The sequence below is a fragment of the Bradyrhizobium sp. LCT2 genome (assembly GCF_009931255.1).
GTDB lineage: Bacteria > Pseudomonadota > Alphaproteobacteria > Rhizobiales > Xanthobacteraceae > Bradyrhizobium > Bradyrhizobium diazoefficiens.
Window position 1 is genome coordinate 1,651,332 of the sequence record NZ_CP034432.1, and the last position, 21,078, is coordinate 1,672,409.

General features: G+C 65.4%; 18 protein-coding genes. 10 read left to right on the forward strand and 8 right to left on the reverse strand.

The window, feature by feature from the left end; genetic code table 11:
• Positions 1 to 7: 7 nt before the first annotated feature.
• Entirely contained in the window at positions 8 to 679 is a 672-nt protein-coding gene (gene pdeM, locus EI171_RS08380; RefSeq protein ID WP_202633114.1) for a ligase-associated DNA damage response endonuclease PdeM, read from the forward strand.
• Positions 680 to 770: 91 nt separating this feature from the next.
• Here pdeM and EI171_RS08385 read toward each other — a convergent pair whose 3' ends face one another.
• Positions 771 to 1,634 (reverse strand): LysR family transcriptional regulator, encoded by an 864-nt coding sequence (locus EI171_RS08385; RefSeq protein ID WP_028172817.1) that lies wholly within the window; start codon positions 1,632 to 1,634, stop codon positions 771 to 773.
• Between the two features lie 109 nt (positions 1,635 to 1,743).
• On the opposite strand from EI171_RS08385, the gene EI171_RS08390 reads away from it, so the two are divergent.
• Positions 1,744 to 2,685 (forward strand): DMT family transporter, encoded by a 942-nt coding sequence (locus tag EI171_RS08390; protein WP_161533074.1) that lies wholly within the window; start codon positions 1,744 to 1,746, stop codon positions 2,683 to 2,685.
• 12 nt (positions 2,686 to 2,697) lie between these two features.
• The gene (locus EI171_RS08395; protein ID WP_161533075.1) at positions 2,698 to 3,471 is read left to right on the forward strand and encodes an MBL fold metallo-hydrolase; all 774 of its coding nucleotides are present in this window, start codon (positions 2,698 to 2,700) and stop codon (positions 3,469 to 3,471) included.
• Between the two features lie 115 nt (positions 3,472 to 3,586).
• Here the strand turns inward: EI171_RS08395 and EI171_RS08400 are convergent, their stop codons facing one another.
• The 4 genes from EI171_RS08400 to EI171_RS08415 all read right to left on the reverse strand — a co-directional run bounded on the left by EI171_RS08400 (position 3,587) and on the right by EI171_RS08415 (position 9,991).
• Complete coding sequence (locus tag EI171_RS08400) at positions 3,587 to 4,357, reverse strand: TIGR02186 family protein (protein ID WP_161533076.1); 771 nt, start codon at positions 4,355 to 4,357, stop codon at positions 3,587 to 3,589.
• Positions 4,354 to 5,271, reverse strand: a complete 918-nt coding sequence (locus EI171_RS08405; RefSeq protein WP_028172821.1) for a sulfite exporter TauE/SafE family protein — start codon at positions 5,269 to 5,271, stop codon at positions 4,354 to 4,356. Before EI171_RS08405 ends, EI171_RS08400 begins: the two co-directional genes overlap by 4 nt.
• Positions 5,272 to 5,584: 313 nt before the next feature.
• A complete protein-coding gene (locus EI171_RS08410; protein ID WP_161533077.1) occupies positions 5,585 to 9,028 on the reverse strand; it encodes a tetratricopeptide repeat protein in 3,444 nt (1,147 codons plus the stop codon).
• A 372-nt stretch (positions 9,029 to 9,400) separates the two neighbouring features.
• Complete coding sequence (locus EI171_RS08415) at positions 9,401 to 9,991, reverse strand: PadR family transcriptional regulator (protein WP_161533078.1); 591 nt, start codon at positions 9,989 to 9,991, stop codon at positions 9,401 to 9,403.
• Between the two features lie 199 nt (positions 9,992 to 10,190).
• Here EI171_RS08415 and EI171_RS08420 point away from each other — a divergent pair, with 199 nt between their 5' ends.
• From EI171_RS08420 to EI171_RS08435, 4 genes are all read left to right on the forward strand, one after another.
• A complete protein-coding gene (locus EI171_RS08420; RefSeq protein ID WP_161533079.1) occupies positions 10,191 to 10,574 on the forward strand; it encodes a nuclear transport factor 2 family protein in 384 nt (127 codons plus the stop codon).
• A gap of 118 nt (positions 10,575 to 10,692) precedes the next feature.
• Positions 10,693 to 12,483: an acyl-CoA dehydrogenase C-terminal domain-containing protein gene (locus tag EI171_RS08425; RefSeq protein ID WP_161533080.1), complete on the forward strand. Its 1,791-nt coding sequence runs from the start codon at positions 10,693 to 10,695 to the stop codon at positions 12,481 to 12,483.
• Positions 12,484 to 12,553: 70 nt separating this feature from the next.
• On the forward strand, positions 12,554 to 13,762 hold the full coding sequence (locus tag EI171_RS08430; protein WP_011083978.1) for an acetyl-CoA C-acetyltransferase: 1,209 nt from the start codon (positions 12,554 to 12,556) through the stop codon (positions 13,760 to 13,762).
• Positions 13,763 to 13,782: 20 nt separating this feature from the next.
• A complete protein-coding gene (locus EI171_RS08435; protein ID WP_161533081.1) occupies positions 13,783 to 15,996 on the forward strand; it encodes an FAD-dependent oxidoreductase in 2,214 nt (737 codons plus the stop codon).
• Between the two features lie 448 nt (positions 15,997 to 16,444).
• Here EI171_RS08435 and EI171_RS08440 read toward each other — a convergent pair whose 3' ends face one another.
• The gene (locus EI171_RS08440; RefSeq protein WP_038965291.1) at positions 16,445 to 16,753 is read right to left on the reverse strand and encodes a hypothetical protein; all 309 of its coding nucleotides are present in this window, start codon (positions 16,751 to 16,753) and stop codon (positions 16,445 to 16,447) included.
• A 228-nt stretch (positions 16,754 to 16,981) separates the two neighbouring features.
• A complete protein-coding gene (gene gstA, locus EI171_RS08445) occupies positions 16,982 to 17,596 on the reverse strand; it encodes a glutathione transferase GstA (RefSeq protein ID WP_011083981.1) in 615 nt (204 codons plus the stop codon).
• Positions 17,597 to 17,722: 126 nt separating this feature from the next.
• Here gstA and EI171_RS08450 point away from each other — a divergent pair, with 126 nt between their 5' ends.
• From EI171_RS08450 to EI171_RS08460, 3 genes are all read left to right on the forward strand, one after another.
• Positions 17,723 to 18,220, forward strand: a complete 498-nt coding sequence (locus EI171_RS08450; RefSeq protein ID WP_011083982.1) for a MarR family winged helix-turn-helix transcriptional regulator — start codon at positions 17,723 to 17,725, stop codon at positions 18,218 to 18,220.
• A gap of 96 nt (positions 18,221 to 18,316) precedes the next feature.
• Positions 18,317 to 19,687: a glutamate--cysteine ligase gene (locus tag EI171_RS08455; protein WP_161533082.1), complete on the forward strand. Its 1,371-nt coding sequence runs from the start codon at positions 18,317 to 18,319 to the stop codon at positions 19,685 to 19,687.
• Between the two features lie 113 nt (positions 19,688 to 19,800).
• Positions 19,801 to 20,373 (forward strand): PAN domain-containing protein, encoded by a 573-nt coding sequence (locus EI171_RS08460; protein ID WP_028173708.1) that lies wholly within the window; start codon positions 19,801 to 19,803, stop codon positions 20,371 to 20,373.
• A gap of 124 nt (positions 20,374 to 20,497) precedes the next feature.
• Here the strand turns inward: EI171_RS08460 and EI171_RS08465 are convergent, their stop codons facing one another.
• Positions 20,498 to 21,064: a nucleotidyltransferase family protein gene (locus tag EI171_RS08465; RefSeq protein ID WP_161533083.1), complete on the reverse strand. Its 567-nt coding sequence runs from the start codon at positions 21,062 to 21,064 to the stop codon at positions 20,498 to 20,500.
• Positions 21,065 to 21,078 lie beyond the last annotated feature (14 nt).

A 21,078-nucleotide genomic window follows, 5' to 3' on the forward strand; every position in this document is an offset into this window, starting at 1 on the left:
CGAGGACATGCGCGTTTCCAGAGTCACCATCAGCGATGTGACGTTCGCCGCCGATCTCTCCGGCGCCCTGTTCTGGGAAGAGCAGCGCCTGCTCGTCGTCTCCGACCTGCATCTCGAAAAAGGCTCGAGCTTCGCCAGCCGCGGCGTGCTGCTGCCGCCTTACGATACGATCGCGACACTCGGCCGGCTCGCTGCTGTCATCTCCCGCCATGATCCGCGCACCGTCATCGCGCTTGGCGACAGTTTTCACGATCGCACCGCGCATGAGCGCCTCTCCGCGGAGGATCGCGACGCCGTTGCCGCACTCCAATCCGGTCGCGACTGGATCTGGATCTCCGGCAACCACGATCCGATGCTGCCGCGCGATCTTGGCGGCACCGTCGCCGACGAGGTCGCGATCGGCCCGATCACGTTCCGCCACGAGCCGACCGGCGCGCATGGCGAGATCGCCGGCCATCTCCATCCCAAGGCCCGCGTCTCCGCGCGCGGCCGTTCGATGGAGCGCCGCTGCTTCGCCAGCGACGGGATGCGCGCCGTGATGCCTGCCTTCGGCGCCTATGCCGGCGGCCTCAGCGTCCGCGACGCGGCGTTTGCAAAGATCTTCCCGAAGAACGGTTTTGTCGCCCATCTGCTCGGCGACCGCCGCGTGCATGCGATTGCCGCGTCGCGGTGTTATTGAGCGTAGCGTACTGAACACACGCTGCGCGCCACGTGCACAACTGCACTCCCTCCCCCACAAGGGGGGAGGGAACAGACCGACCTCGTGGCGACTAGGCCGCCTTCGCCTGCACGTTATCGCAGAACTCCGCGAGTCGATCCGCGAGCCGCAGCGTTGCCGGGCTCGCATCCGGCGCAGCCATCAGCGCCACCTCGGTCTTGTTGATTGGCGCAAAGCCGTCCTTCGCGGTCAGCACGCGATGATCGGCCTGGATCGACATTTCGGACAGGATGCTCAGCCCCATGCCGGCGGCGACCGCGGCCTGGATGCCGGCGAGGCTCGATGACGTGTAGGCCATGTGCCAGGTGCGGCCCGCGCTCTCCAGCGCGTGGATGGCGCCGGCGCGATAGAGGCAGCCCAGCGGAAAGCCGATCAGCGGCACCGACGGCGCGCCCGCGTCGATCGGATGGCTCTTGCTGGTGACCCAGTGCACCCGCTCCGGCCACACCGCGATCGCGCCCTTCTCGCCGGCCTCGCGCTTGTAAAGCGCCAGATCAAGCTCGCCGCGTTCGAGATCGCGGGCGAGGTTCTTGCTCTGGTCGGCGCGGACGTCGAGCCGCAGGCCGGGATGCGAGCGCGAGAACGTCGCCAGCAATTTCGCCAGGCGATAGGCCGCAAAATCCTCGGGAATGCCGAGCCGGATCGCGCCTTCGCTGTCGGGCTGGCTCAGCACGTCGCGCGCCTCTTCCGCAAGCGAGAGCAGCCGCCGGGCGTAGGACAGCAACCGCTCGCCGGCTTCGGTGGGACGCACGTCCTTGCCGTCGCGGTGCAGGAGCACCTGGCCGACATCCTCCTCCAGCCGCTTGATCTGCTGGCTGACGGTCGATTGCGTGCGGTGGACGCGCTCGCCGGCGCGGGTGAAGCCACCGGCCTCGACGACCGAGACGAAGCTGCGCAGAAGCTCGAGATCGAGCATGGGCCCCTCCATTCGAAAATCCACTGATTGGAAGTTAATCATTTAATTTCCAAATGGCAAGCGGCCTCCCTAGATCGAGGGCCAGAAGAAAACATCCGAGAATGCCCTCATGTCGCTCGCCCCCTCGATTCCCGTTCCCCGCAGCCGCTTCAACACGCTGCCGCTCGCCATCGGCCTGTTCTGCCTGCTCTGGAGCTATGCCTTCGTCGCCGGCAAGATCGGCGTCACCCATTGCCCGCCGCTGATCCTGCTCGCCGCGCGCTTCTCGCTCGCCGGCATTTTGATCCTCGGTGCGACGCTGATCCGCGGCGACAGCTGGTCCTTGTCCTGGCGCGATGCCGCGATCTTCGCCGTGCTCGGCATCGCCAACAACGCGCTCTATCTCGGCCTCGGCTACACCGGCCTGCAATCGGTCTCCGCGGGGCTCGGCGGCCTGATCGTGTCGGCCAATCCGGTGTTCACCGCGGCGCTCGCTGCATTGTTGCTCGGCGAAGGCATGACCTGGCGCAAGGCGGGCGGTCTCCTGCTCGGCGTCATCGGCGTGACGGCAATCGTCTGGCACCGCCTGTCGGTCGGCACCGATTCATGGCACGGCATCGTCTTCACGCTTGCCTCGCTTGCCTCCATCGTCCTCGGCACGATCCTGTTCAAGCTGCTCGCGCCGAAGGGGAGCCTGTGGATCGGCAACGGCGTGCAGAATCTCGCAGCGGGCATCGTGCTGACGCCGGTCGCGCTCACCTTCGCCGACGTCCACGCGATCGATGTCACCCCAAGCCTGATCGGCGCCTTCGCCTTCCTCGTGCTCGGCGGCTCGATCCTGGCCTACCGGCTCTGGTTTCATCTCCTGAAAGTGTGTGGCGCCACCGCTGCCAGCGCCTATCATTTCCTGATGCCGCCGCTCGGCATGCTGTTCGCCTTCCTCGTGCTCGGCGAGCATGTCGAGGCCCGCGACCTGCTCGGCATCATCCCGGTCGCACTCGGCATCTATCTGGTGACCCGGCCGGCCAAGTCGCCTTCGTCAAAGCCGCTTCCGTCAAAGGCCGCATCGTAAGGAAGGTTCATCATGCCCATCTCCATCACCCTGATCGGCGGCCCGACCGCGCTGATCGAGATCGACGGCTTCCGTCTCCTCACCGACCCGACCTTCGATGCGCCAGGCGCGTACCAGCTGCCGCATGTGAAGCTGGAGAAGACGATCGGGCCCGCGTTGACAGCCGATATGATCGGTCCGGTCGATGCGGTCCTGCTCAGCCACGACCAGCATTCGGACAATCTCGACAATTCCGGTCGCGAGTTTCTCAAACATGCGAAGCGCGTGCTGACGACAGAGGCCGGCGCCAGGCGCCTCGGCGGCCATGCCGAAGGCCTTGCGCCCTGGGCGACCTCGCATGTGAAGGATCGTGACGGCAATTCACTGACCATCACCGCGACGCCGGCGCGTCACGGTCCTGCCGGCATCGAGCCGCTGTCGGGCGATGTCATCGGCTTCGTGGTGTCCTCAAACCGCAAGGACACAAGCGCGGTCTATATCAGTGGCGACACCACCTGGTTCGACGGCGTTGCCGAGGTCGCCCGCCGCTTCAAATGCCGCGTGGTGCTGCCCTTTGCCGGCGCTGCGCAGACGCGCGGGCCGTTCCATCTCACCATGGACACCAACGACACCATCGAGACCGCACGGGCCTTTCCCGATGCGATGATCGTGCCGCTGCATACCGAAGGCTGGGCGCATTTCCGCCAGAACAGCGAGGACCTGCGCAAGACGTTCGACGTGCTCGGTTTCGGGACGCGATTGCGATTGCTGGAGCCGGGCGTGCCGACGGTGGTGGAAGCGCCGTGATGGGGGTCGTCATTCCGGGGCGACGCGAAGCGTCGAGCCCGGAATCCATTGCGCCACCTACTCCGCCGATCGATGGATTCCGGGCTCGCGCTACGCGCGCCCCGGAATGTCAGTCTCAATCCTTCCGGAACACGATCGATGCCATCCACCCCGTCATCAGCGCCATTGCCGCGGTGGCGAGGCCATAGATCAGGCCGTTCTGTCGCGCGGTCGTCGCGACGAACTGCTCGAAACCGACCTTGACGATCTCGAAGGCGGTTTCGGTCCTGCCGATGAATGCGCCGCCCGCGAACAGCTTGATCTCGACCTCATAGGTGCCGATCGGCACCTCCGCCGGCAGCGGAATCCCGGTGCGGAACAGCGTCGGCGTCAGGAACGTCACGGCGCTCGCATCCTCGCGATAGAGGCCGCGCTGGGTGCGCAGGCGGATGAAGGCGGAGCGGAATGCGTCGTTCGGCACCACGTCGGCATAATCGCCGCTGACGCGCTGGGTCAGCCGCACGTTGTTCAGCCCGATCTGCTGCCGCCGTGCGATGTCGGGCGAGGTGATGACGTCGAACGGACGGTTGGCGAACAGCGCCAGATAGCTCGGCACCTGCAGGAATTGCCGGTAGTCGGTGTTGATCCAGATGCCGAAGGTGCGTTCTTTCCGCCGTGTCACCATGTCGGCGTGCGGGCCCATCACGGTGACCACGAGGTCGTAAGCCGTGCGGTCCGCGGGCGTCGTGGCGTCCTTCTCGACCGAGCCGAACAGCACCAGCTCCTCGCCGGAATAATTCGGCGTCACCGTGACGCGGTGGTTGGAGACCGACACGATCAGCCGCTCGGCCCGCGCGGCGCTACCGAGCAGCAGGACGAGAACGATTGCGAGCAGCGCGCGAATCATCCGCTCACTCCGAGCTCACGGATGGTGAAGAGATCCTCCGGCCGGATCACCAGCTCGATCGCAAAGCGGACGCCGACCGAGAGGATCAAGAGGCCCAGCAGCAAACGAAGCTGCTCGCCGCGGATCTTCTGGCCGGCACGTGCGCCGAACTGCGCGCCGGTGACGCCGCCGACCATCAGGATCAGCGCCAGGACGGCATCGACGAGGTGGTTGGTCACCGCATGCAGCATGGTTGCGAACAGCATGGTGACCAGGGTCAGGACCATCGACGTCCCGATCACCGTCGAGGTCGGCACTCGCAGCAGGTAGATCATGATCGGCACCAGGATGAAGCCGCCGCCGATGCCCATGATGGCGCCGATAAAGCCGATCATGGTGCCGACGATCAAGACGGGGATCACCGAGAGATAGATCTTCGAGCGCTTGAACCGCATCTTCAGCGGCAGGCCATGGATCCAGTTGTGCGTGCGCCGCGGCGGCACCGTGCCGCGCCGCGTCCGCATCAGGGCGCGCAGGCCTTCGGAGAACATCAGGCTGCCGACGGTGGTGAGCAGCACGACGTAGGACAGCGCGATCATCAGATCGAGCTGGCCGAGCGCGCGGAGCTGCGTGAAGGTCCATACCCCCAAAGCGGTGCCGGTCACGCCGCCGCAGAGCAACACGCTCGCCAGCGCCGGATCGATCGCGCGCCGCCGCCAGTAAGAGATCGCGCCGGAAAAGGAGGACGCCGCGATGTGGCTCGCGACCGAGGCGACCGCGACCGCCGGCGTGATGCCGATGAAGATCAGCAGCGGCGTCATCAGGAAGCCGCCGCCGATCCCGAACATGCCGGAGACGAAGCCGACCGCAGCGCCCATCGCCAGCACCAGGAAGACGTTGACCGGAAGATCGGCGATCGGAAGGTAGAGCTGCATTGAACCACGCACCGGCCAGACGGATCGATTGCCGCGTCCCTCAATAGCGGAATTCGCTGTCGAGCGGATCAGGAATTTTTGGCGTGGTGAATGATGGCGAGGAGAGTGTGAACTAGGCTCGATCGTTGCGACAACAAAGGTGCGCTCCCTCCCCCGCTTGCGGGGGAGGGTTGGGGAGAGGGTGTCTCCGCAGTGAGACTCCCCAAGAGGATAAAGCCCTCACCCGGCGCTCTTGCGAGCGCCGACCTCTCCCGCAAGCGGGAGAGGTGCACCGAGCCCGTGGCCCGCTTGGTTCAATCTAATGCTATGCGGCTCAGTGCGCCGCTGACGCCGACCGCTTCGTCGCGACCGGCTTCGGCGCGGGCTTGGCGTTCGCCTGCGGCGCGCTGTCCCAGCCGCCGTTCGGGGCTGGGACGTTGACGGCATCGTCGGGCTGCGGTTCGGCGCTGAAAGTCTGGATCGCGAGCTTGGCGGCGGCGAGCGATTGCGGATCGAGGCGCTTGGCGACGTCGTCGCGCTTGCCGGCGGCGTCCGCATCGCCCTGGGCGGCTGCCAGGCTGAACCATTTGTAGGACTCGGCGAGGTTCTGCTCGACGCCGATGCCGCGGGCATAGAGGATGCCGAGATTGAACTGGCTGTCGGCGACGCCGCGGTCGGCCGCTTTCCTGAACCACTGCGCCGCGCTTTTGTAATTGGCGCCGCGTCCGCCGCCGTCGGCATCGAGCACAGCGAGATTGTGCATCGCCTTGGCGTTGCCGCGCTCGGCGGCCTGCGTGTAGTAGCGGCGGGCGATGTCGGCGTCCTTCTTCACCCCGAGGCCCTTTTCGTAGAGCGTGCCGAGGCGGAAGGTTGCGGGCATCACGCCGGCCTGCGCCGCGCGGTCGTACCATTTCGCAGCTTCGTCGTAGTTTGCAGCGACGCCCTTGCCTTCGGCAAAGCGCACGGCGATCTCGTAGGCGGCAGTGGCATCGCCCTTCATCGCGGCGGTGCGCAAGCCAGGGCCGCCGATAGCGTCGGGCAGTTTCTCGCTCGGCGGCACCTGGACGAGGCCAAGCCGCGCGCGGCTGGCCCCCGACAGCGCGCCGGTGACGTCGCTGGCGGCAGGCGGCACGGCCGCCGGAGCGGGCGGAATTTCAACCGAGGCCGAGCTGCCGGAACTGGGCGTGGAAGCCGGCGCGGCATTGTTCTGGGATTGCCGTCCGATCGGCGTCGGCGAGGTCATCGAGGGCGTGACCTGCTCGGGTATGGCGGGCTTGGTCTCGACCAGGGGCGGCGAAGCTTGCGGCGCGGGCTCGCTCACCGAATTCTCCATCGCCTGCGGCGCCGGCGGCGTGCTGCCGCCATCGAGCAGGTTCATCGCCATCTTGAAGGTGCCGAGCACGATCACGACCACGCTCGCGCCGACCAGCAGCGAGCGGATCTTCGAGGTGATGGTCGAGGCGCCTTCCTGGCCCTTGTCCTTGGCGCGGGCGATTGCGGCTTTGGCGCCACGGGCCGGCTTCTCGGGCGGCTGCGCGGCGGCGGCCTGAGCGGCGCGGCGCGCAGCCGCGATAAAGCTCGACGACGACACCGGCTCTTTCGGAGCCGTGGGAATTCCGCTGATCGCGCTCTCGGACGCGGCAATGCGCTCCGACGGCGTGGCGACGCGTCCGCCCGGCCGCGTGCCAGGCTCGAGCGGATGATCCGGCGGCAATTCCGGCGCCAACGCGGCGCGGGCGGGCGCCGTATGCGGCTCCAGGATTTCACTGATCGCGCGCGGCGGCAAGGGTGGTGCGGCTTGCGGTGCCGTCGGCGCCATCGGGACCGGCGGCGGAGCGGCAGGTGCCGCGGCGGCGTGGAATTCGCGCGGCGCGGCCACGAAGGCGGAATGCGCCGGCTGCTGCATGGCGGCCGGATTCGGCAGCTCAGGCTTCGGATCGTATTTCGGCTGCTGTGCTTGCTGCCGAGCTTCGCGCGCCATCGGCGCGGGCTCCATGGGCGCAGCCATCGGCATCGGCATCGGCTGCGGCGCAGGGGCCGGCGGCGCGGTGCGCACCGCGCGCAGATCGCCCTCGATCATCGAGAGGCGATCGACGACGTGGCCGAGCGCGCTGTGAACGGCTTCGAGCGAGTCCTGGGTGCTGCGGTTGGTTTCGGCCTGGCTGAAGCGAATGTCGGAGAGCTCGCGCTTGACGAGATCGACCATGCCGGAATCGGGGGACGGCGCCGAACTGCGGCTCTCGGCGAGCGCGGAATAGGTCGCCTGCTGCCGTTCGAGATGGCGCAGGATGTCGTGCAGCCCGTCCTCGACGCGGCTGAGATTGGTGTTGCGCGGATCGGAGGCAGCTTCGATCCGCTCCAGCAGATAGGAGACGCGCTGTTCGAGATGCGCAAAGGTCGAGGCCGAATCGCTGCCGACCTGCATACGGTCGAAACGATCCGACAGCGCACGGATTGCGGCCTCGAGGTGCTCGGTGCTCTCGGCGGGCTGAGGTCGCTCGCGCGTCTCCAGCGCGGCGGTGAGTGCCGCGATGCGCTGCTCGAGCACGGCAAAGCTGTCGCCCGGGCCGGACGAGCGGGTGATCTGGTCGACCTTGGACGACAACAGCTGCACGTCCTCGGACAGCCGTGCCAGCGCTTCGTTGGAGGCGACGTTGGAGACGATGCCGCGCAGCGCCGAGATCGCGCCTTCGAGCTGGCGTACCGTGGACGGATCGTCATTGGCGCGCAGGATCAGATCGAGCTTGGCGCCGAGATTGCGGATCGCCTCGTCATAGCCGGTGAGCTGCTCGGCCGGCGTCAGCGTGCGCAGCACCTGCTTGATGTCGGACAGCGCGTGCTCGATGCCTGACAGAACCTGGCCGTCGGTGCCGGACGAGCGGGTCTCGTCGATGCGACGGTGCAACGAACGGATTTCGTTTTCGATCGATTCGATCGCGCGGCGCGGCATCGCCTCGGTGATGGCGTGGCGGATCTCCGCGAGCTCGCTGCGGAAAGCGTTGATCGCCTGCTCGGTATTGTCGGGGCGCTGGAGCGACTCGATCTGGCTCGTGATCTTGAGCAGATGGCGCTCGAGCGACGAGAAATCCGGCCCCGGCTGCGGTGGCGGCGGAGCGTAGGCAGGCGCGGGTGGCGCCATCGGCGCGGCGAAAGGAGCTGCCGCGGGCGCAATCGACGGCGCGGCGCGCGGCGGCATCTGCCTGGGCGCAAAGCCGTCGAGCTCGCTCTGCCGCGCCGTGATCTCGGCGACGGCAACGTCGAACGAGGCGGGGCTCAGCGGCGGCGAACTGCGATAGACCTGCGCGGCCGCGCGCTCGACCGCATCGGCCTGGCGCTGGCGCGTCTCGACGGGTGCGGGCCGCGGAGCCTGAGGCGGCTGCGGTTGCAGCTGCTGCGGCTTTGAGATTTGCGACAGGCGCGCATCGAGCCGCGAGATCGCGTCGTTGAGCTGGCGTGCGACGCCCTGCTCGCGCGAGACCTCTTGTCGTGAAGAGTCCTGGCGAGGGGTGGGCTTCGAAATCCGTTCGATCTGCTGGGTGATCGCGTCGAGCCGCTGGTGGATGTCGGCGACTTCGCGGCTTTCCGGACTCGGTACCTGGTTCGGCATGTGTTGCGGACGCTGCTCGTAAGGTCCGCGAAAGTTTGGCGGGGCAGTTTCGCCGAGCGTGGAGTTCAGCCAATCGTTGAGTGACATGCCGGCTCTGCGCGCAGCAGCTTCGGCCCGCTCCCGGACGGAGGGATCGATGCCGTCAACACTCCACGATACGCGCGAATTCATGACTCTGTCCGGTTCCGACTTCGGCGCCCCACCCGGCGACTCCAGCCTTCCCACGCGTGCCGGTTGCAAAGACAATCGGATTTGGCGCGGGTCGTCTGCCTCGAAAACCGACTTTTGTCTGTTACGGTAAATAACGGGTTAAGGAACGCAGGCCCGGTGTCTTAAAGTTGGGCGGCGGGAACCCAATGAACTGAACCTCAGCTTTCGCCGCATAGTCGGAGCGCTCCCTCCCCCGCCTGCGGGGGAGGGCTGGGGAGAGGGTGCTTCCGCAATCGAGGATCCCCAAGAGGAGAAGGCCCTCACCCGCGCCTTCGGCGCGACCTCCCCCGCAAGCGGGAGAGGTGACGGGGACCGCCGAGGCCGATCTAGCCCTCAGCCCTTCCCCTCGCGCTTGCCGTCCTCCAGCGGCAGCACCGTGCCCTTGCCGCTCATCGTCGACAGCGCCTCGAGTGTCTCTTCGCAAAAGTCGGCCACCATCTGCTCGTGGCGGGCGCCGAGGCGGAGCAGGAGCAGGTTGCCGAGATCGAGCCGGCCCTCCGCCGTGCCGTCCGGAAATCGCTTTTTCAGAATCCGCTCATAGTTGGCGTGGCGGTCGCGGTGGTGCTCCAGCCGGGCCATCAGGTCGGTGCGAAGCGGTTCGATATCGATGCTGTCGAGCGCATGCAGCCGCACCAGCAGATCGTCCTTGGTCGAGGCTGGAGTGCTTGGCCGCGCGGCCCAGTGCCGCAGCGCTGTTCTCCCCTCGGGGGTGAGCGTATAAACCAGCTTGTTGGGCTTGCCTGTCTGCACGACCTCGCGGCCCTGGATGTAGCCGCGGTCGCGCAGCTTGGAGAGCTCGCGATAGATCTGCTGATGGTCGGCCTTCCAGAAGAAGCCGATCGAGGAATCGAACGTCTTGGCCAGCTCGTAGCCCGTCATCGGACGTTCCGTCAGGCATGCGAGGATTGCGTCGCCCAGTGCCATGACACCGGCCTCCCTTCTTCGACCTTGACCAACCAGCTTGACTTTATGCGCATCTGCGCATATGCGTCAATGTGCATATGAGGCAGCTTCGGAGCGGGCCAAAGACCCGCCCCGAAGATCAAGCAAAATCAACCTCTTCGCTACTGTGCATGGGGTTGTTTTCGCTTTTTTTCCCAGGCCTTTAGGGAGGCGCCCGAGAATGACTGGCCTCGATTCCTGGTACGGCTACATGAAGTCCCATGACCGCAAGGCGCTCTGGGACCTGCTCCATCCCGATGCCGTGTTCGAAAGCCCTGTGGTGCATTCGCCCCAGCGCGGCCGCGACGTCACCTTCAAATATCTGTCGAGCGCCGAGAAGGTCCTCGGCGGTCCCGGCTTCGCCTATGTCGGCGAGTGGACGAGCGCCAATGGCGCCGTGCTCGAATTCAAGAACGTCATCGACGGCATCGAGATCAACGGCGTCGACATCATCACTTTCGATTCCGAGGGACGCATCACGCATTTCAAGGTGATGGTGCGTCCGCTCAAGGCGATCAACATGCTGCACCGCCTGATGGCGGAGCAGCTTGCCGCCCCATCATGACCCTGCCCTGAGGTTGCAGAAGCAGCTAAGCTTGCTGGCAAAGGCTGCGCCGCAGGAATCACGCGAACATCGTCACTTCAAGCCCCAATGACTTCAAGGTACCTGCCGGGAGACCATCATGCCGATCTATAAAGCCCCCGTCGAAGACGTGAATTTCCTGCTCAACGACGTCTTCCAGATCGATCGTTACGACAATCTGCCCGGCTTCTCCGATGCGTCCAGCGACGTGCGCGAGGCGATCCTGGGCGAAGCCGCCAAGCTCGCCGAAGAGGTGCTCCAGCCGCTCAACCGCGTCGGCGATCTCGAAGGCTGCAAGCGCGCCGATGACGGCAGTGTCACCACGCCGAAGGGCTTCAAGGACGCGTTCAAGCAGGTCGCCGAGGGCGGCTGGCTTGGTCTGTCGGCTCCGACCGAGTTCGGCGGGCAGGGCCTGCCGGTGACGCTCTCCCAGGCGGTCAACGAATTCCAGATCTCCGCCAACATGGCGTTCTCGATGTATGGCGGCCTCACCATGGGGGCGACCGCAGCCCTGATCGTGCACGGCAGCCCCGAGCAGAAGAAGACCTATGTGCCGAAGATGGTGGCGGGCGAATGGACCGGCACCATGAACCTGACCGAGCCGCATTGCGGCACCGATCTCGGCATGCTCCGCACCAAGGCGGTGCGCCAGCCCGACGGCAGCTTCAAGATCACGGGCACCAAGATCTTCATCTCCGCTGGTGAGCACGACCTTGCCGACAACATCATCCACCTCGTGCTCGCCCGCATTGAGGGCGCGCCTAGCGGCATCAAGGGCGTGTCGCTGTTCGTGGTGCCGAAATTCCTGGTGAATGCCGATGGTTCGGTCGGCGCACGCAACGGCGTGGTCTGCGGCTCGATCGAACACAAGATGGGCATCCACGGCAATTCCACCTGCGTGATGAACTACGATAGCGCCACCGGCTGGCTGATCGGCGAAGAGAACAAGGGCATGCAGGGCATGTTCGTGATGATGAACGAGGCCCGTCTCGGCGTCGCCGTGCAGGGTCTCGCGCAATCCGAGGTCGCCTATCAGAACGCCGTCGCCTATGCCCGCGAGCGCATCCAGGGCCGTTCGCTGACCGGCACCAAGGCGCCGGACAAGCCGGCCGATCCGATCATCGTGCATCCCGACGTGCGCCGCACGCTGCTGTCGATCCGCGCCTTCAACGAGGCCGCGCGCGCCTTCGTGATGTGGACCGCGCTGAAGAGCGACGTTGCTCACCGGTCGGAGGATGCCAAGGACCGTCAGGCCGCCGACGACCATATGGGCCTGATGACGCCGGTGCTGAAGGGCTTCCTCACCGACTACGGCTTCGCCAACGCTGTCCAGGCGCAGCAGATGTATGGCGGCCACGGCTACATCGCCGAGCAGGGCATGGAGCAGTTCGTGCGCGATGCGCGTATTGCGATGATCTATGAAGGCGCCAACGGCATCCAGGCGCTCGACCTCGTCGGCCGCAAGCTGCCGCGCGACGGCGGCCGCGCCATCATGGCCTTCTTCGGCGAGGTCATGACCTTCGCCAAGGAGAACGGCGGCGACGAGGCGCTAAAACCCTTCATCACCCCGCTCTCGGCTTCGCTCGGCCATCTCCAGCAGGCCACCACCTGGCTGATGCAGAATGCGATGATGAAGCCGGACAATGCGGGTGCTGCCGCAACCGATTACCTGCATCTCTTCGGCTTCGTCGCGCTCGGCTACATGTGGGCGAAGATGGCCAAGGTGACCAATGCCAAGATTGCCGAGAGCGGGGCGACGCCCTATCTCTCGACCAAGCTCGTCACCGGCCGCTTCTTCATGGAGCGGATGTTGCCGGAGACCGCGGCCAATCTCGCGCGCATCCAGTCGGGCTGCGCCACCATCATGGAACTGCCGGCAGAAGCGTTCTGAGCATTTTCGCTTCACCAATAATGCCGATCGCGTCGCGGTCGTAACCAATAGCTGCAATCAGGAGGCTCCCATGGCAGATGCCTACATCTACGACCACGTCCGAACCCCGCGCGGCCGCGGCAAGGCGGACGGCGCGCTGCACGAAGTTACCGCGCTGGCGCTCGCCGCGGTGCCGTTGAAGGCGCTGAAGGACCGCAACAATCTGCCGGAAGATTGTGTCGACGACGTCGTGCTCGGCGTGGTCGATCCCGTCGGTGAAGCAGGCAGCGACATCGCGCGTTTCGCCGCGCTGAAGGCGGGCCTCGGCGAAGCCGTGCCAGGCGTGCAGATCAGCCGCTTCTGCGCCTCCGGTCTCGATGCCGTGAACTTTGCGGCCGCGCAGGTGATGAGCGGCCAGCATGAGCTCGTCATCGGCGGCGGTGCCGAATCGATGAGCCGCGTCGGCATCGGCGCCTCCGGCGGCGCCTGGCCGATGGATCCCTCGATGGCGGTGCCCGCCTATTTCATGCCGCAGGGCGTCTCGGCCGATCTGATCGCGACGAAGTACGGCTTCTCGCGTGACGACGTCGACGCTTACGCCGTGCAGAGCCAGCAGCGCGCCGGCAAGGCCTGGGACGAAGGCCGCTTCAACAAGTCGGTCGTGCCGGTGAAGGACATCAACGGCCTCACCATCCTCGCCAAGGACGAGCACATGCGTCCTTCGACGACGATGCAGTCGCTGGCGCAGCTTCAGCCGGCGTTCACGATGATGGCGCAGATGGGCGGCTTCGACGGCGTCGCGGTGCAGTCGCACCCCGAAATCGAGCGCGTCAATTACGTGCACCACGCCGGCAACTCGTCGGGCATCGTCGACGGCGCCGGCGCCGTGCTGCTCGGCAGCAAGGACGCGGGCAGCAAATACGGCCTGAAGCCGCGCGCAAAAATCCGCGCGTTTGCGAACATCGGCTCCGAGCCCGCGATGATGCTGACCGGTCCGGTCGACGTCACCGAGAAGCTGTTCGCGCGCTCCGGCATGAAGAAGTCGGACATCGACCTGTTCGAGCTCAACGAGGCCTTCGCCTCGGTCGTGCTGCGCTACATCCAGGCCTTCGATATCGACAACGCCAAGATCAACGTCAACGGCGGCGCGATCGCGCTCGGCCATCCGCTTGGCGCGACCGGTGCGATGATCCTCGGCACCGTGCTCGACGAGCTCGAGCGCACCAACAAGTCCACTGCCCTTGTGACGCTGTGCATCGGCGGCGGCATGGGCACCGCGACCATCATCGAGCGCGTCTAAGGCGAAGGGGAGCAACCAACATGGCTTACAAGAATTTCAAGGTTGAAACCGACGCCGACGGCATCGCGCTCGTCACCTGGGACATCCCGGGCCGTTCGATGAACGTGCTCGACGAGACCTCGACCAGCGAGCTCGACGCGATCGTGAAGGCGACCACGGCTGACGCTGCGGTGAAGGGCGTCGTCATCACCTCGGCCAAGGAGGCGTTCTGCGCCGGCGCCGATCTGTCGATGCTCGAGGGCATGAACCAGGCCTACGCCAAGGTCTTCAGGGAGCAGGGCGAGACCGCCGCGAACCAGATGCTGTTCGAGCAGAGCCGGCGCTTCTCGCAGGTGCTGCGCTCGATCGAGACCTCCGGCAAGCCGTGGGCGGCCGCGATCAACGGCCTCGCGCTCGGCGGCGGTTTCGAGATCACGCTGTGCTGCCACTATCGCGTGGCGGCGGAAAATCCCAAGACGCGCCTCGGCCTGCCCGAGGTCAAGGTCGGCCTGTTCCCCGGCGCCGGAGGCACGCAGCGCGTGCCGCGCTTGGTGCCGCCGCAGGACGCGATGACCATTCTGCTCAAGGGCGATCCGGTCACGGTCGAGAAGGCCAAGGCACTCAATCTGATCCACGCCATCGTTCCGGCCGCTGATCTTATCAAGGCCGCGAAAGACTGGATCAAGGGCGGCGGTAAGGCCGTCGCGCCCTGGGACGAGAAGGGCTTCAAGCTGCCCGGCGGTCCGGTGTTCTCCAAGGCCGGCATGATGATGTTCCCGGCCGGCAACGCGATCTATCGCCGCGAGACCTACGACAACTATCCGGCCGCGCGCGCGATCATGAGCTGCGTCTATGAAGGCCTGCAGCTGCCGATCGACGCCGCGCTGCGGGTCGAGTCGCGCTACTTCACCTCGGTGCTGCGCTCCAAGGAAGCGGCCGCGATGATCCGCAGCCTGTTCCTGTCGATGCAGGAGCTCAACAAGGGCGCGCGCCGTCCGAAGGACGTGCCCGCAACCAAGGTGAAGAAGATCGCTGTGATCGGCGCCGGCTTCATGGGCGCGAGCGTCGGCTACGTCTCCGCGCGTGCCGGCCTCGACGTGGTCCTGATCGATCGCGACCAGGAAAGCGCCGACAAGGGCAAGGCGCATGCGCAGAAGGTGATCGAGGAGCAGATCAAGAAGGGCCGCGCCAAGCCCACGGATGCCGAAGCGCTGCTCGCGCGCATCACGCCGACGGCCGACTATGCAGCTCTGAAGGACGTCGACCTCGTCATCGAGGCCGTGTTCGAGGACCGCAAGGTCAAGGCGGAGACGTTCGCCAAGGCGCAGGAATATCTGAAGCCGGACGTGATCTTCGCGTCGAACACCTCGACGCTGCCGATCACCTCGCTCGCGGAAGCCTTCAAGGACCAGGGCAAGTTCGTCGGCATCCATTTCTTCTCGCCGGTCGAGAAGATGATGCTGGTCGAGATCATCCTCGGCAAGAACACCGGCGATGTCGCGCTCGCGACCGCGCTCGACTATGTCCGGCAGATCGGCAAGACGCCGATCGTGGTCAACGACAGCCGTGGCTTCTTCGCCAACCGTTGCGTCGGCCGCTACGTCGCCGAAGGCAACGAGATGTTCCTGGAAGGCGTGCCGCCGGCGATGATCGAGAACTGCGCCAAGATGGCCGGCATGCCGGTCGGCCCGCTCTCGCTGTCGGACGAAGTGGCGCTCGACCTCGGCCTCAAGATCATGAAGGCGACCGAAGCCGATCTCGGTCCGAACGCCATCAACCCCGATCAGAAGAAGCTGATGGTGGAGATGGTCGAGAAGCAGGGCCGACTCGGCCGCAAGAACAGCAAGGGCTTCTACGACTATCCCGAGAAGGGCAAGGGTCAGAAGAGCCTGTGGCCGGGCCTCTCGGCGCTCCAGCCGAAGCAGCTCGACCCCGACACGCTCGACGTCGAGGAACTGAAGCAGCGCTTCCTGGTGGTGCAGGCGGTGGAAGCCGCGCGCACGGTGGAGGACCACGTCATCACCGATCCGCGCGAAGCGGATGTCGGCTCGATCCTCGGCTTCGGCTTCGCGCCGTTCACCGGCGGCACGCTGTCCTACATCGACTTCATGGGCACGAAGAAGTTCGTCGAGCTCTGCCACAAGCTGGAAGCGAAATACGGCTCGCGCTTCACGCCGCCGAAGCTTCTTGAGGAGATGGCGGCGAAGGGCGAAACCTTCTACGGCCGCTTCGCGCCGAAGAAGGCGGCGGCCTGATCACCCAAGGCCATTTGAGAACAAAGGCCGGATCGTCGATCCGGCCTTTTTGTTTGGGGAGACGTCATCACGGTTGCGTCAGGAGGTTCCCGATCTGTGGAACCGGTCACAGAATTCGCGTAGGAACCGTGCCAGAGTCCCCGCTGCCGCGGTGTCGCGCAATTGTCATAGGCGCGCCAAAGCGGCGCCGTTCTTTTGCTCGGCCCTGGCACTAGTCTTGCTGCGGGTCAGGGTCACGAACCCGGTTGGGACGCTTGCCGATCCATCGGCGAGTTGAAGAGAAAATAAGAAAGTGTCCTTGATGAACTCCTTGGTGCTGCGGAAGACCGCGCTTGGCCGCGATCTCACCGCGAAATACACCGTTGCGCCCGCGAATGGTCGCCTGTCGCCGCAACAAAAGCCGGCGCGCCTGCGCCGCAAGGGCCCGGTGCTTTGGGCAGCCTTGGCGTTACTTGTGCTCGCGGTGGATTTTCTGCTCGCCTGTCTCGCCTGGCTCGCCGTCGATTTCGTCATGGGATGAGACGTGGCGCGCGTGCAGCACATAGGCTGCCGCGAAATAGGCGAGCTGGCAGACGGCAAGACAGATGGCAATGACGATCACGCCCGCCATCATCCCGAATTCGTAAGCGCGCAGAATTATCGCCGAGAACACTGCGATCAACGGTGAGATCACAACCAGCGCCCAGATCTTGAAAACGCAACCTGTCGCGATTCCCACCAACGCACTTGCGACGATCAGGACGAAGGCAATCGTCAAGTTCAACTCCGATGAGAGCCCAAAAAATCTTCAAACAATTCAGCCAAGCTCGCCCGCTTTGCGAGTGCTGACAAGACAGCACTACTTACGTTTGGCGAACAGGAGTTCATAAGTCAAACTAAGGTACGATGATCCGGCGCAATGGGTTCGCTCCCGCGCCGCCCGGCAGCATAAAAAGAAAGGCCGAATCGTCGGTCCGGCCTTTCGCTGCCTGCGTCTTGCGAGCGCTTACTTTGCCTGCGCGAGGCCTTCCTTCCTCAGCGCCTCCTGCACCTGCGGCCGTGCCGCGACGCGGGTCTTGTAGGCGGTGAGGTTGGGCATCGCCGAAAGATCAAACTTCATCCGGTCGGCCCAGGTCAGCATCGTGAAGAGATAGCCGTCGGCAACCGTGAACTGCTTGCCCATCAGGTAGTCGCGGCCGGCGAGCTGGCTGTCGATGTATTTCAGCTTGCCCATGACGCGGTCCTTGAAGAACGCCTTGGCCTCGTCGTTCAGCGCCGGCGCGAACATCGGGCCGAAGCTCTTGTGCACCTCCGAGGTGAGGAAGTTCAGCCATTCGAGCAGCTTGTAGCGCTCGGCGCTGCCGTGGGCCGGCGCCAGCGCCTTGGCAGAAGCCTGGTCGGCGATCATCTGGACAATCACCGGGCCTTCGGTCACGATCTCACCGCTGTCGAGCCCCAGCGCAGGGACCTGCCCCTTGGGGTTCAGCTTCAGATAATCCTCACCATTTTCGAGCTTCTTGGCCCGGATATCGACCTTGACCAGCTCGTAGGGCAGGCCGGCTTCGAGGAGTGCGATGTGGGGGGACAGGGAGCAGGCGCCGGGCGAGTAATAGAGTTTCATGGAATTTCCTCCTCTTGTTGCTTGGCTTGGGCGAATGAACGCCTACATGCAGCTGCATGCAATAGTCAAGATTGATGCAGGTGCATCGAGTAGGGTAAGAGACGGGCGACGAGTTTGAGCGGGACCATGAAACGCAAGCCATCGACCGAGGCAACCGCCGCCTGGATCCGCCTGATGCGGGTGCAGAGCCGCGTGCTCGACTGCGTCGAGCAGGACCTGAAGAAGGCGGGGTTCCCGCCGCTGGCTTGGTATGATGCGCTGCTCGAACTGTCCCGCGCGCCCTCCGGCGAGTTGCGGCCGGTGGAACTCGAACGGCAGATGCTGATCCCGCAATACTCCACCTCGCGCCTGATCGACCGCCTGGTCGATGAGGGCCTTGCCTCGCGGCGCGAATGCAAGATCGACAAGCGCGGACAGTTCGTCGAGATCACGGAAGCCGGCCGCGAGTTGCAGAAGCGGATGTGGAGTGCCTATTCCGCTGCGATCGAGAAATATGTCGGCTCGAAGCTGTCCGATGCCGATGCCGTCAAGCTCAGCGGCCTGCTCGACCGGCTGGGCTGCTCGTGCGGCGAGATGAAGCTTCCGCCCGTCGCCAACGTCAACGAAAGCACGCCGCCGCGATGATCGCGCGGCAAACCAGCACGTCCGCGCGCCCGTCGGTTCGCGGACCATCCCTGTCACCCGCGCATTCGGTCGAAGCGCTTTTGATTAGAGTTTGATATGGCGCGAGACCAGATCGATATGACGCCGTTGCAATCGCGCGACGAGCTCGTTGCGTGGTTCGAGGAAGGCTGCAAGGACCCGTCCGAATTCCGCATGGGCACCGAGCACGAGAAGACGCCTTTCACGCTCGAGGGGCACCGCCCGGTGCCTTACGAAGGCGCACGCGGCATCGGCGCGCTGCTCGAGGGCATGAAGCTCCTGCTCGGCTGGGAGCCGATCATGGAGAAGGGCAACATCATCGGCCTCTACGACGTCACCGGCGGCGGCGCGATCTCGCTCGAGCCGGGCGGACAGTTCGAGCTTTCCGGTGCGCCGGTCGAGAACGTGCACCAGACCCAGAGCGAGCTGATGGCGCATCTGGCGCAGGTGCGCGAGATCGCAGCGCCGCTCGGCATCGGCTTCCTCGGGCTCGGCATGACGCCGTCCTGGTCGCGCGCCGACATCCCGGTGATGCCCAAGGGCCGCTACAAGATCATGACCAACTACATGCCGAAGGTCGGCCAGTACGGCCTCGATATGATGTACCGGACCTGTACGGTGCAGACCAATCTCGACTTCTCCTCCGAAGCCGACATGGTCAAGAAGCTGCGTGTGTCGCTCGCGCTCCAGCCGGTCGCGACCGCGCTGTTCGCAAATTCGCCGTTCACCGAAGGCAAGCCGAACGGATTCCTCTCCTTCCGCTCCGAGATCTGGCGCGACACGGACAATGCGCGCGCGGGCATGATGCCCTGGGCGTTCGAGGACGGCATGGGCTTCGAGCGCTATGTCGACTACGCGCTCGACGTGCCCATGTATTTCGTCAAGCGCGGCGAAGACTACATCGACGTCTCGGGCTCCTCGTTCCGCGCCTTCTTCGACGGCCGCAACAACAATCTTCCCGGCGAGCGGCCGACATTGTCGGACTGGGCCAACCATCTCTCGACGATCTTCCCGGAAGTGCGGCTGAAGCGCTATCTCGAGATGCGCGGCTCCGACGGCGGACCGTGGGGCCGTCTGCCGGCGCTGCCGGCGTTCTGGGTCGGGCTGCTCTATGACGATGTGTCGCTCGATGCCGCCTGGGACATGGTGAAGCACTGGAGCGCGCATGAGCGCCAGGCCCTGCGCGACGACGTGCCGCGCTTCGGCTTCAAGGCGCGGATCAAGGACCGCTATCTGTTCGAGATCGCCAAGGAATGCCTCGTTCTGGCACATGCCGGCCTGCGCCGGCGCGGCCGGATCGACCAGCTCGGCCGCGACGAAACGCGGCATTTGGAGCCGCTCGACCGCATTATCGATTCCGGCCGCACGCCGGCCGAGGAAATGCTCGAGAAGTTCAACGGCCCCTGGAAGGGCTCCGTGGAACCGGCCTACGCGGAGTACGCGTTCTAGACCAACAGGCCAACGACCGGGACTTAAGCCGTTCATCGCCCATACAGGTTTGCGGCGATCAAATGACCGGCTGAAAAAACCTGAGCGTCGTCAATAACTCGAAAGCTGTTCTGATGGGGAAGGGCCGCCTGTCCGTCATGGCAAGGGTCTTGGCAAGCGTCGTGGCATGCGCCGCGCTGCTCTCGCTCGTGCTTGCGAGCTGGCCTGCGCGCGCCCAGACGGCATTCGACCGGCCCGGCGGCGACTATTTCAGCACGCCGGTCACATCGGGCGACCCCGAGGATTGCGCGCTGCTGTGCGAGCGCGACCGCCGTTGCCGCTCGTGGAGCTTCAGCTATCCCGACATCGACGGCGCCGCGGCGGTGTGCTGGCTCAAGAACACGGTGCCGCCGCGCGTGCCGGGCAATTGCTGCATCTCCGGTGTGCGCGGCGCCGGCGTGATCGAGCCGCGCGTCGAAGGCGTGGAGACCTCGATCGACCGCCCCGGTGGCGACCTGCGCAATTTTGAGCTCAAGGACGGCGAAGGCGAGGAGGCTTGCAAGGCCGCCTGCACCGCCGACAACAAATGCCGCGCCTTCACCTATGCCCGCCCCGGCTACACCGGCCGCGAGGCACGCTGCTTCCTGAAAAAGGAAATCAAGCCACCGCGCCGCAAGGCGGGGTTCACGTCGGGCGTGGTGCGGTAGGATTTAGCTAACGTCGAATACACGGTCGTCATGCCCGGGCTTGTCCCGGGCATCCACGTCGTTTCTCCATCGCGGCTGCGCGTGGATGGCCGGGTCAAGCCCGGCCATGACGTGGCGAGGCATCTCACTCCGCCGCAATGACCGTGAGCTCCGGCCACAGCGCCTTCCATCGCGCGGCCTTCGCCGCGTAATTGGCAATGGAAAAATTCTGTGCCCGATTGGGCCGCACGATCAATCGCGCGACGTCGTCGAACCCGTGCGGCGCATAGACGTCGAAGCTCCCGCCCGCGGGTTGGATACCGAGCTGGGTATTCTCCGTCAGGAAGCGGTCGATGCCGTCGGTTGAACGCGTCAACGGCGAATAGGGCAGGCCGTGCTTGTCGGGGTACCACAGATGCACGCGCGCCTGATTGCGGATCTCGACCTTGACGCCGAGATGCGCCAGCCGTGCCTGCAGCTTGCGGATCACCGCGTCTTCCGCCTCCCACGACGTATCGGGATCGAAATAGAACACGTCGTAGTCGGCGATGCCGTGATCGACGGCGCGGCCCGTGAGCACGTTCCACACCGTCTGCACCAGGCAACCTGCGACCAGCCACGCATCCGGAAGGGCGAGCCGCGCGAGTTCGCCGATGATCGTAACGTTGACGGGATTTCTCAGCGCGAGCGCGAGGAATTCGTCGCGGTTCATCGTGAGGTGAGGAG

Coding starts and splice junctions, on each gene's coding strand:
- EI171_RS08450 (WP_011083982.1), top strand. CDS start 17,723: ATGAAACGCAAGCCATCGACCGAGGCAACCGCCGCCTGGATCCGCCTG.
- EI171_RS08385 (WP_028172817.1), bottom strand. CDS start 1,634: ATGCTCGATCTCGAGCTTCTGCGCAGCTTCGTCTCGGTCGTCGAGGCC.
- EI171_RS08430 (WP_011083978.1), top strand. CDS start 12,554: ATGGCAGATGCCTACATCTACGACCACGTCCGAACCCCGCGCGGCCGC.
- EI171_RS08460 (WP_028173708.1), top strand. CDS start 19,801: ATGGGGAAGGGCCGCCTGTCCGTCATGGCAAGGGTCTTGGCAAGCGTC.
- EI171_RS08415 (WP_161533078.1), bottom strand. CDS start 9,991: ATGGCACTGGGCGACGCAATCCTCGCATGCCTGACGGAACGTCCGATG.
- EI171_RS08395 (WP_161533075.1), top strand. CDS start 2,698: ATGCCCATCTCCATCACCCTGATCGGCGGCCCGACCGCGCTGATCGAG.
- EI171_RS08410 (WP_161533077.1), bottom strand. CDS start 9,028: ATGAATTCGCGCGTATCGTGGAGTGTTGACGGCATCGATCCCTCCGTC.
- gstA (WP_011083981.1), bottom strand. CDS start 17,596: ATGAAACTCTATTACTCGCCCGGCGCCTGCTCCCTGTCCCCCCACATC.
- EI171_RS08420 (WP_161533079.1), top strand. CDS start 10,191: ATGACTGGCCTCGATTCCTGGTACGGCTACATGAAGTCCCATGACCGC.
- EI171_RS08465 (WP_161533083.1), bottom strand. CDS start 21,064: ATGAACCGCGACGAATTCCTCGCGCTCGCGCTGAGAAATCCCGTCAAC.
- EI171_RS08455 (WP_161533082.1), top strand. CDS start 18,317: ATGGCGCGAGACCAGATCGATATGACGCCGTTGCAATCGCGCGACGAG.
- EI171_RS08400 (WP_161533076.1), bottom strand. CDS start 4,357: ATGATTCGCGCGCTGCTCGCAATCGTTCTCGTCCTGCTGCTCGGTAGC.
- EI171_RS08425 (WP_161533080.1), top strand. CDS start 10,693: ATGCCGATCTATAAAGCCCCCGTCGAAGACGTGAATTTCCTGCTCAAC.
- EI171_RS08405 (WP_028172821.1), bottom strand. CDS start 5,271: ATGCAGCTCTACCTTCCGATCGCCGATCTTCCGGTCAACGTCTTCCTG.
- EI171_RS08435 (WP_161533081.1), top strand. CDS start 13,783: ATGGCTTACAAGAATTTCAAGGTTGAAACCGACGCCGACGGCATCGCG.
- pdeM (WP_202633114.1), top strand. CDS start 8: ATGCGCGTTTCCAGAGTCACCATCAGCGATGTGACGTTCGCCGCCGAT.
- EI171_RS08390 (WP_161533074.1), top strand. CDS start 1,744: ATGTCGCTCGCCCCCTCGATTCCCGTTCCCCGCAGCCGCTTCAACACG.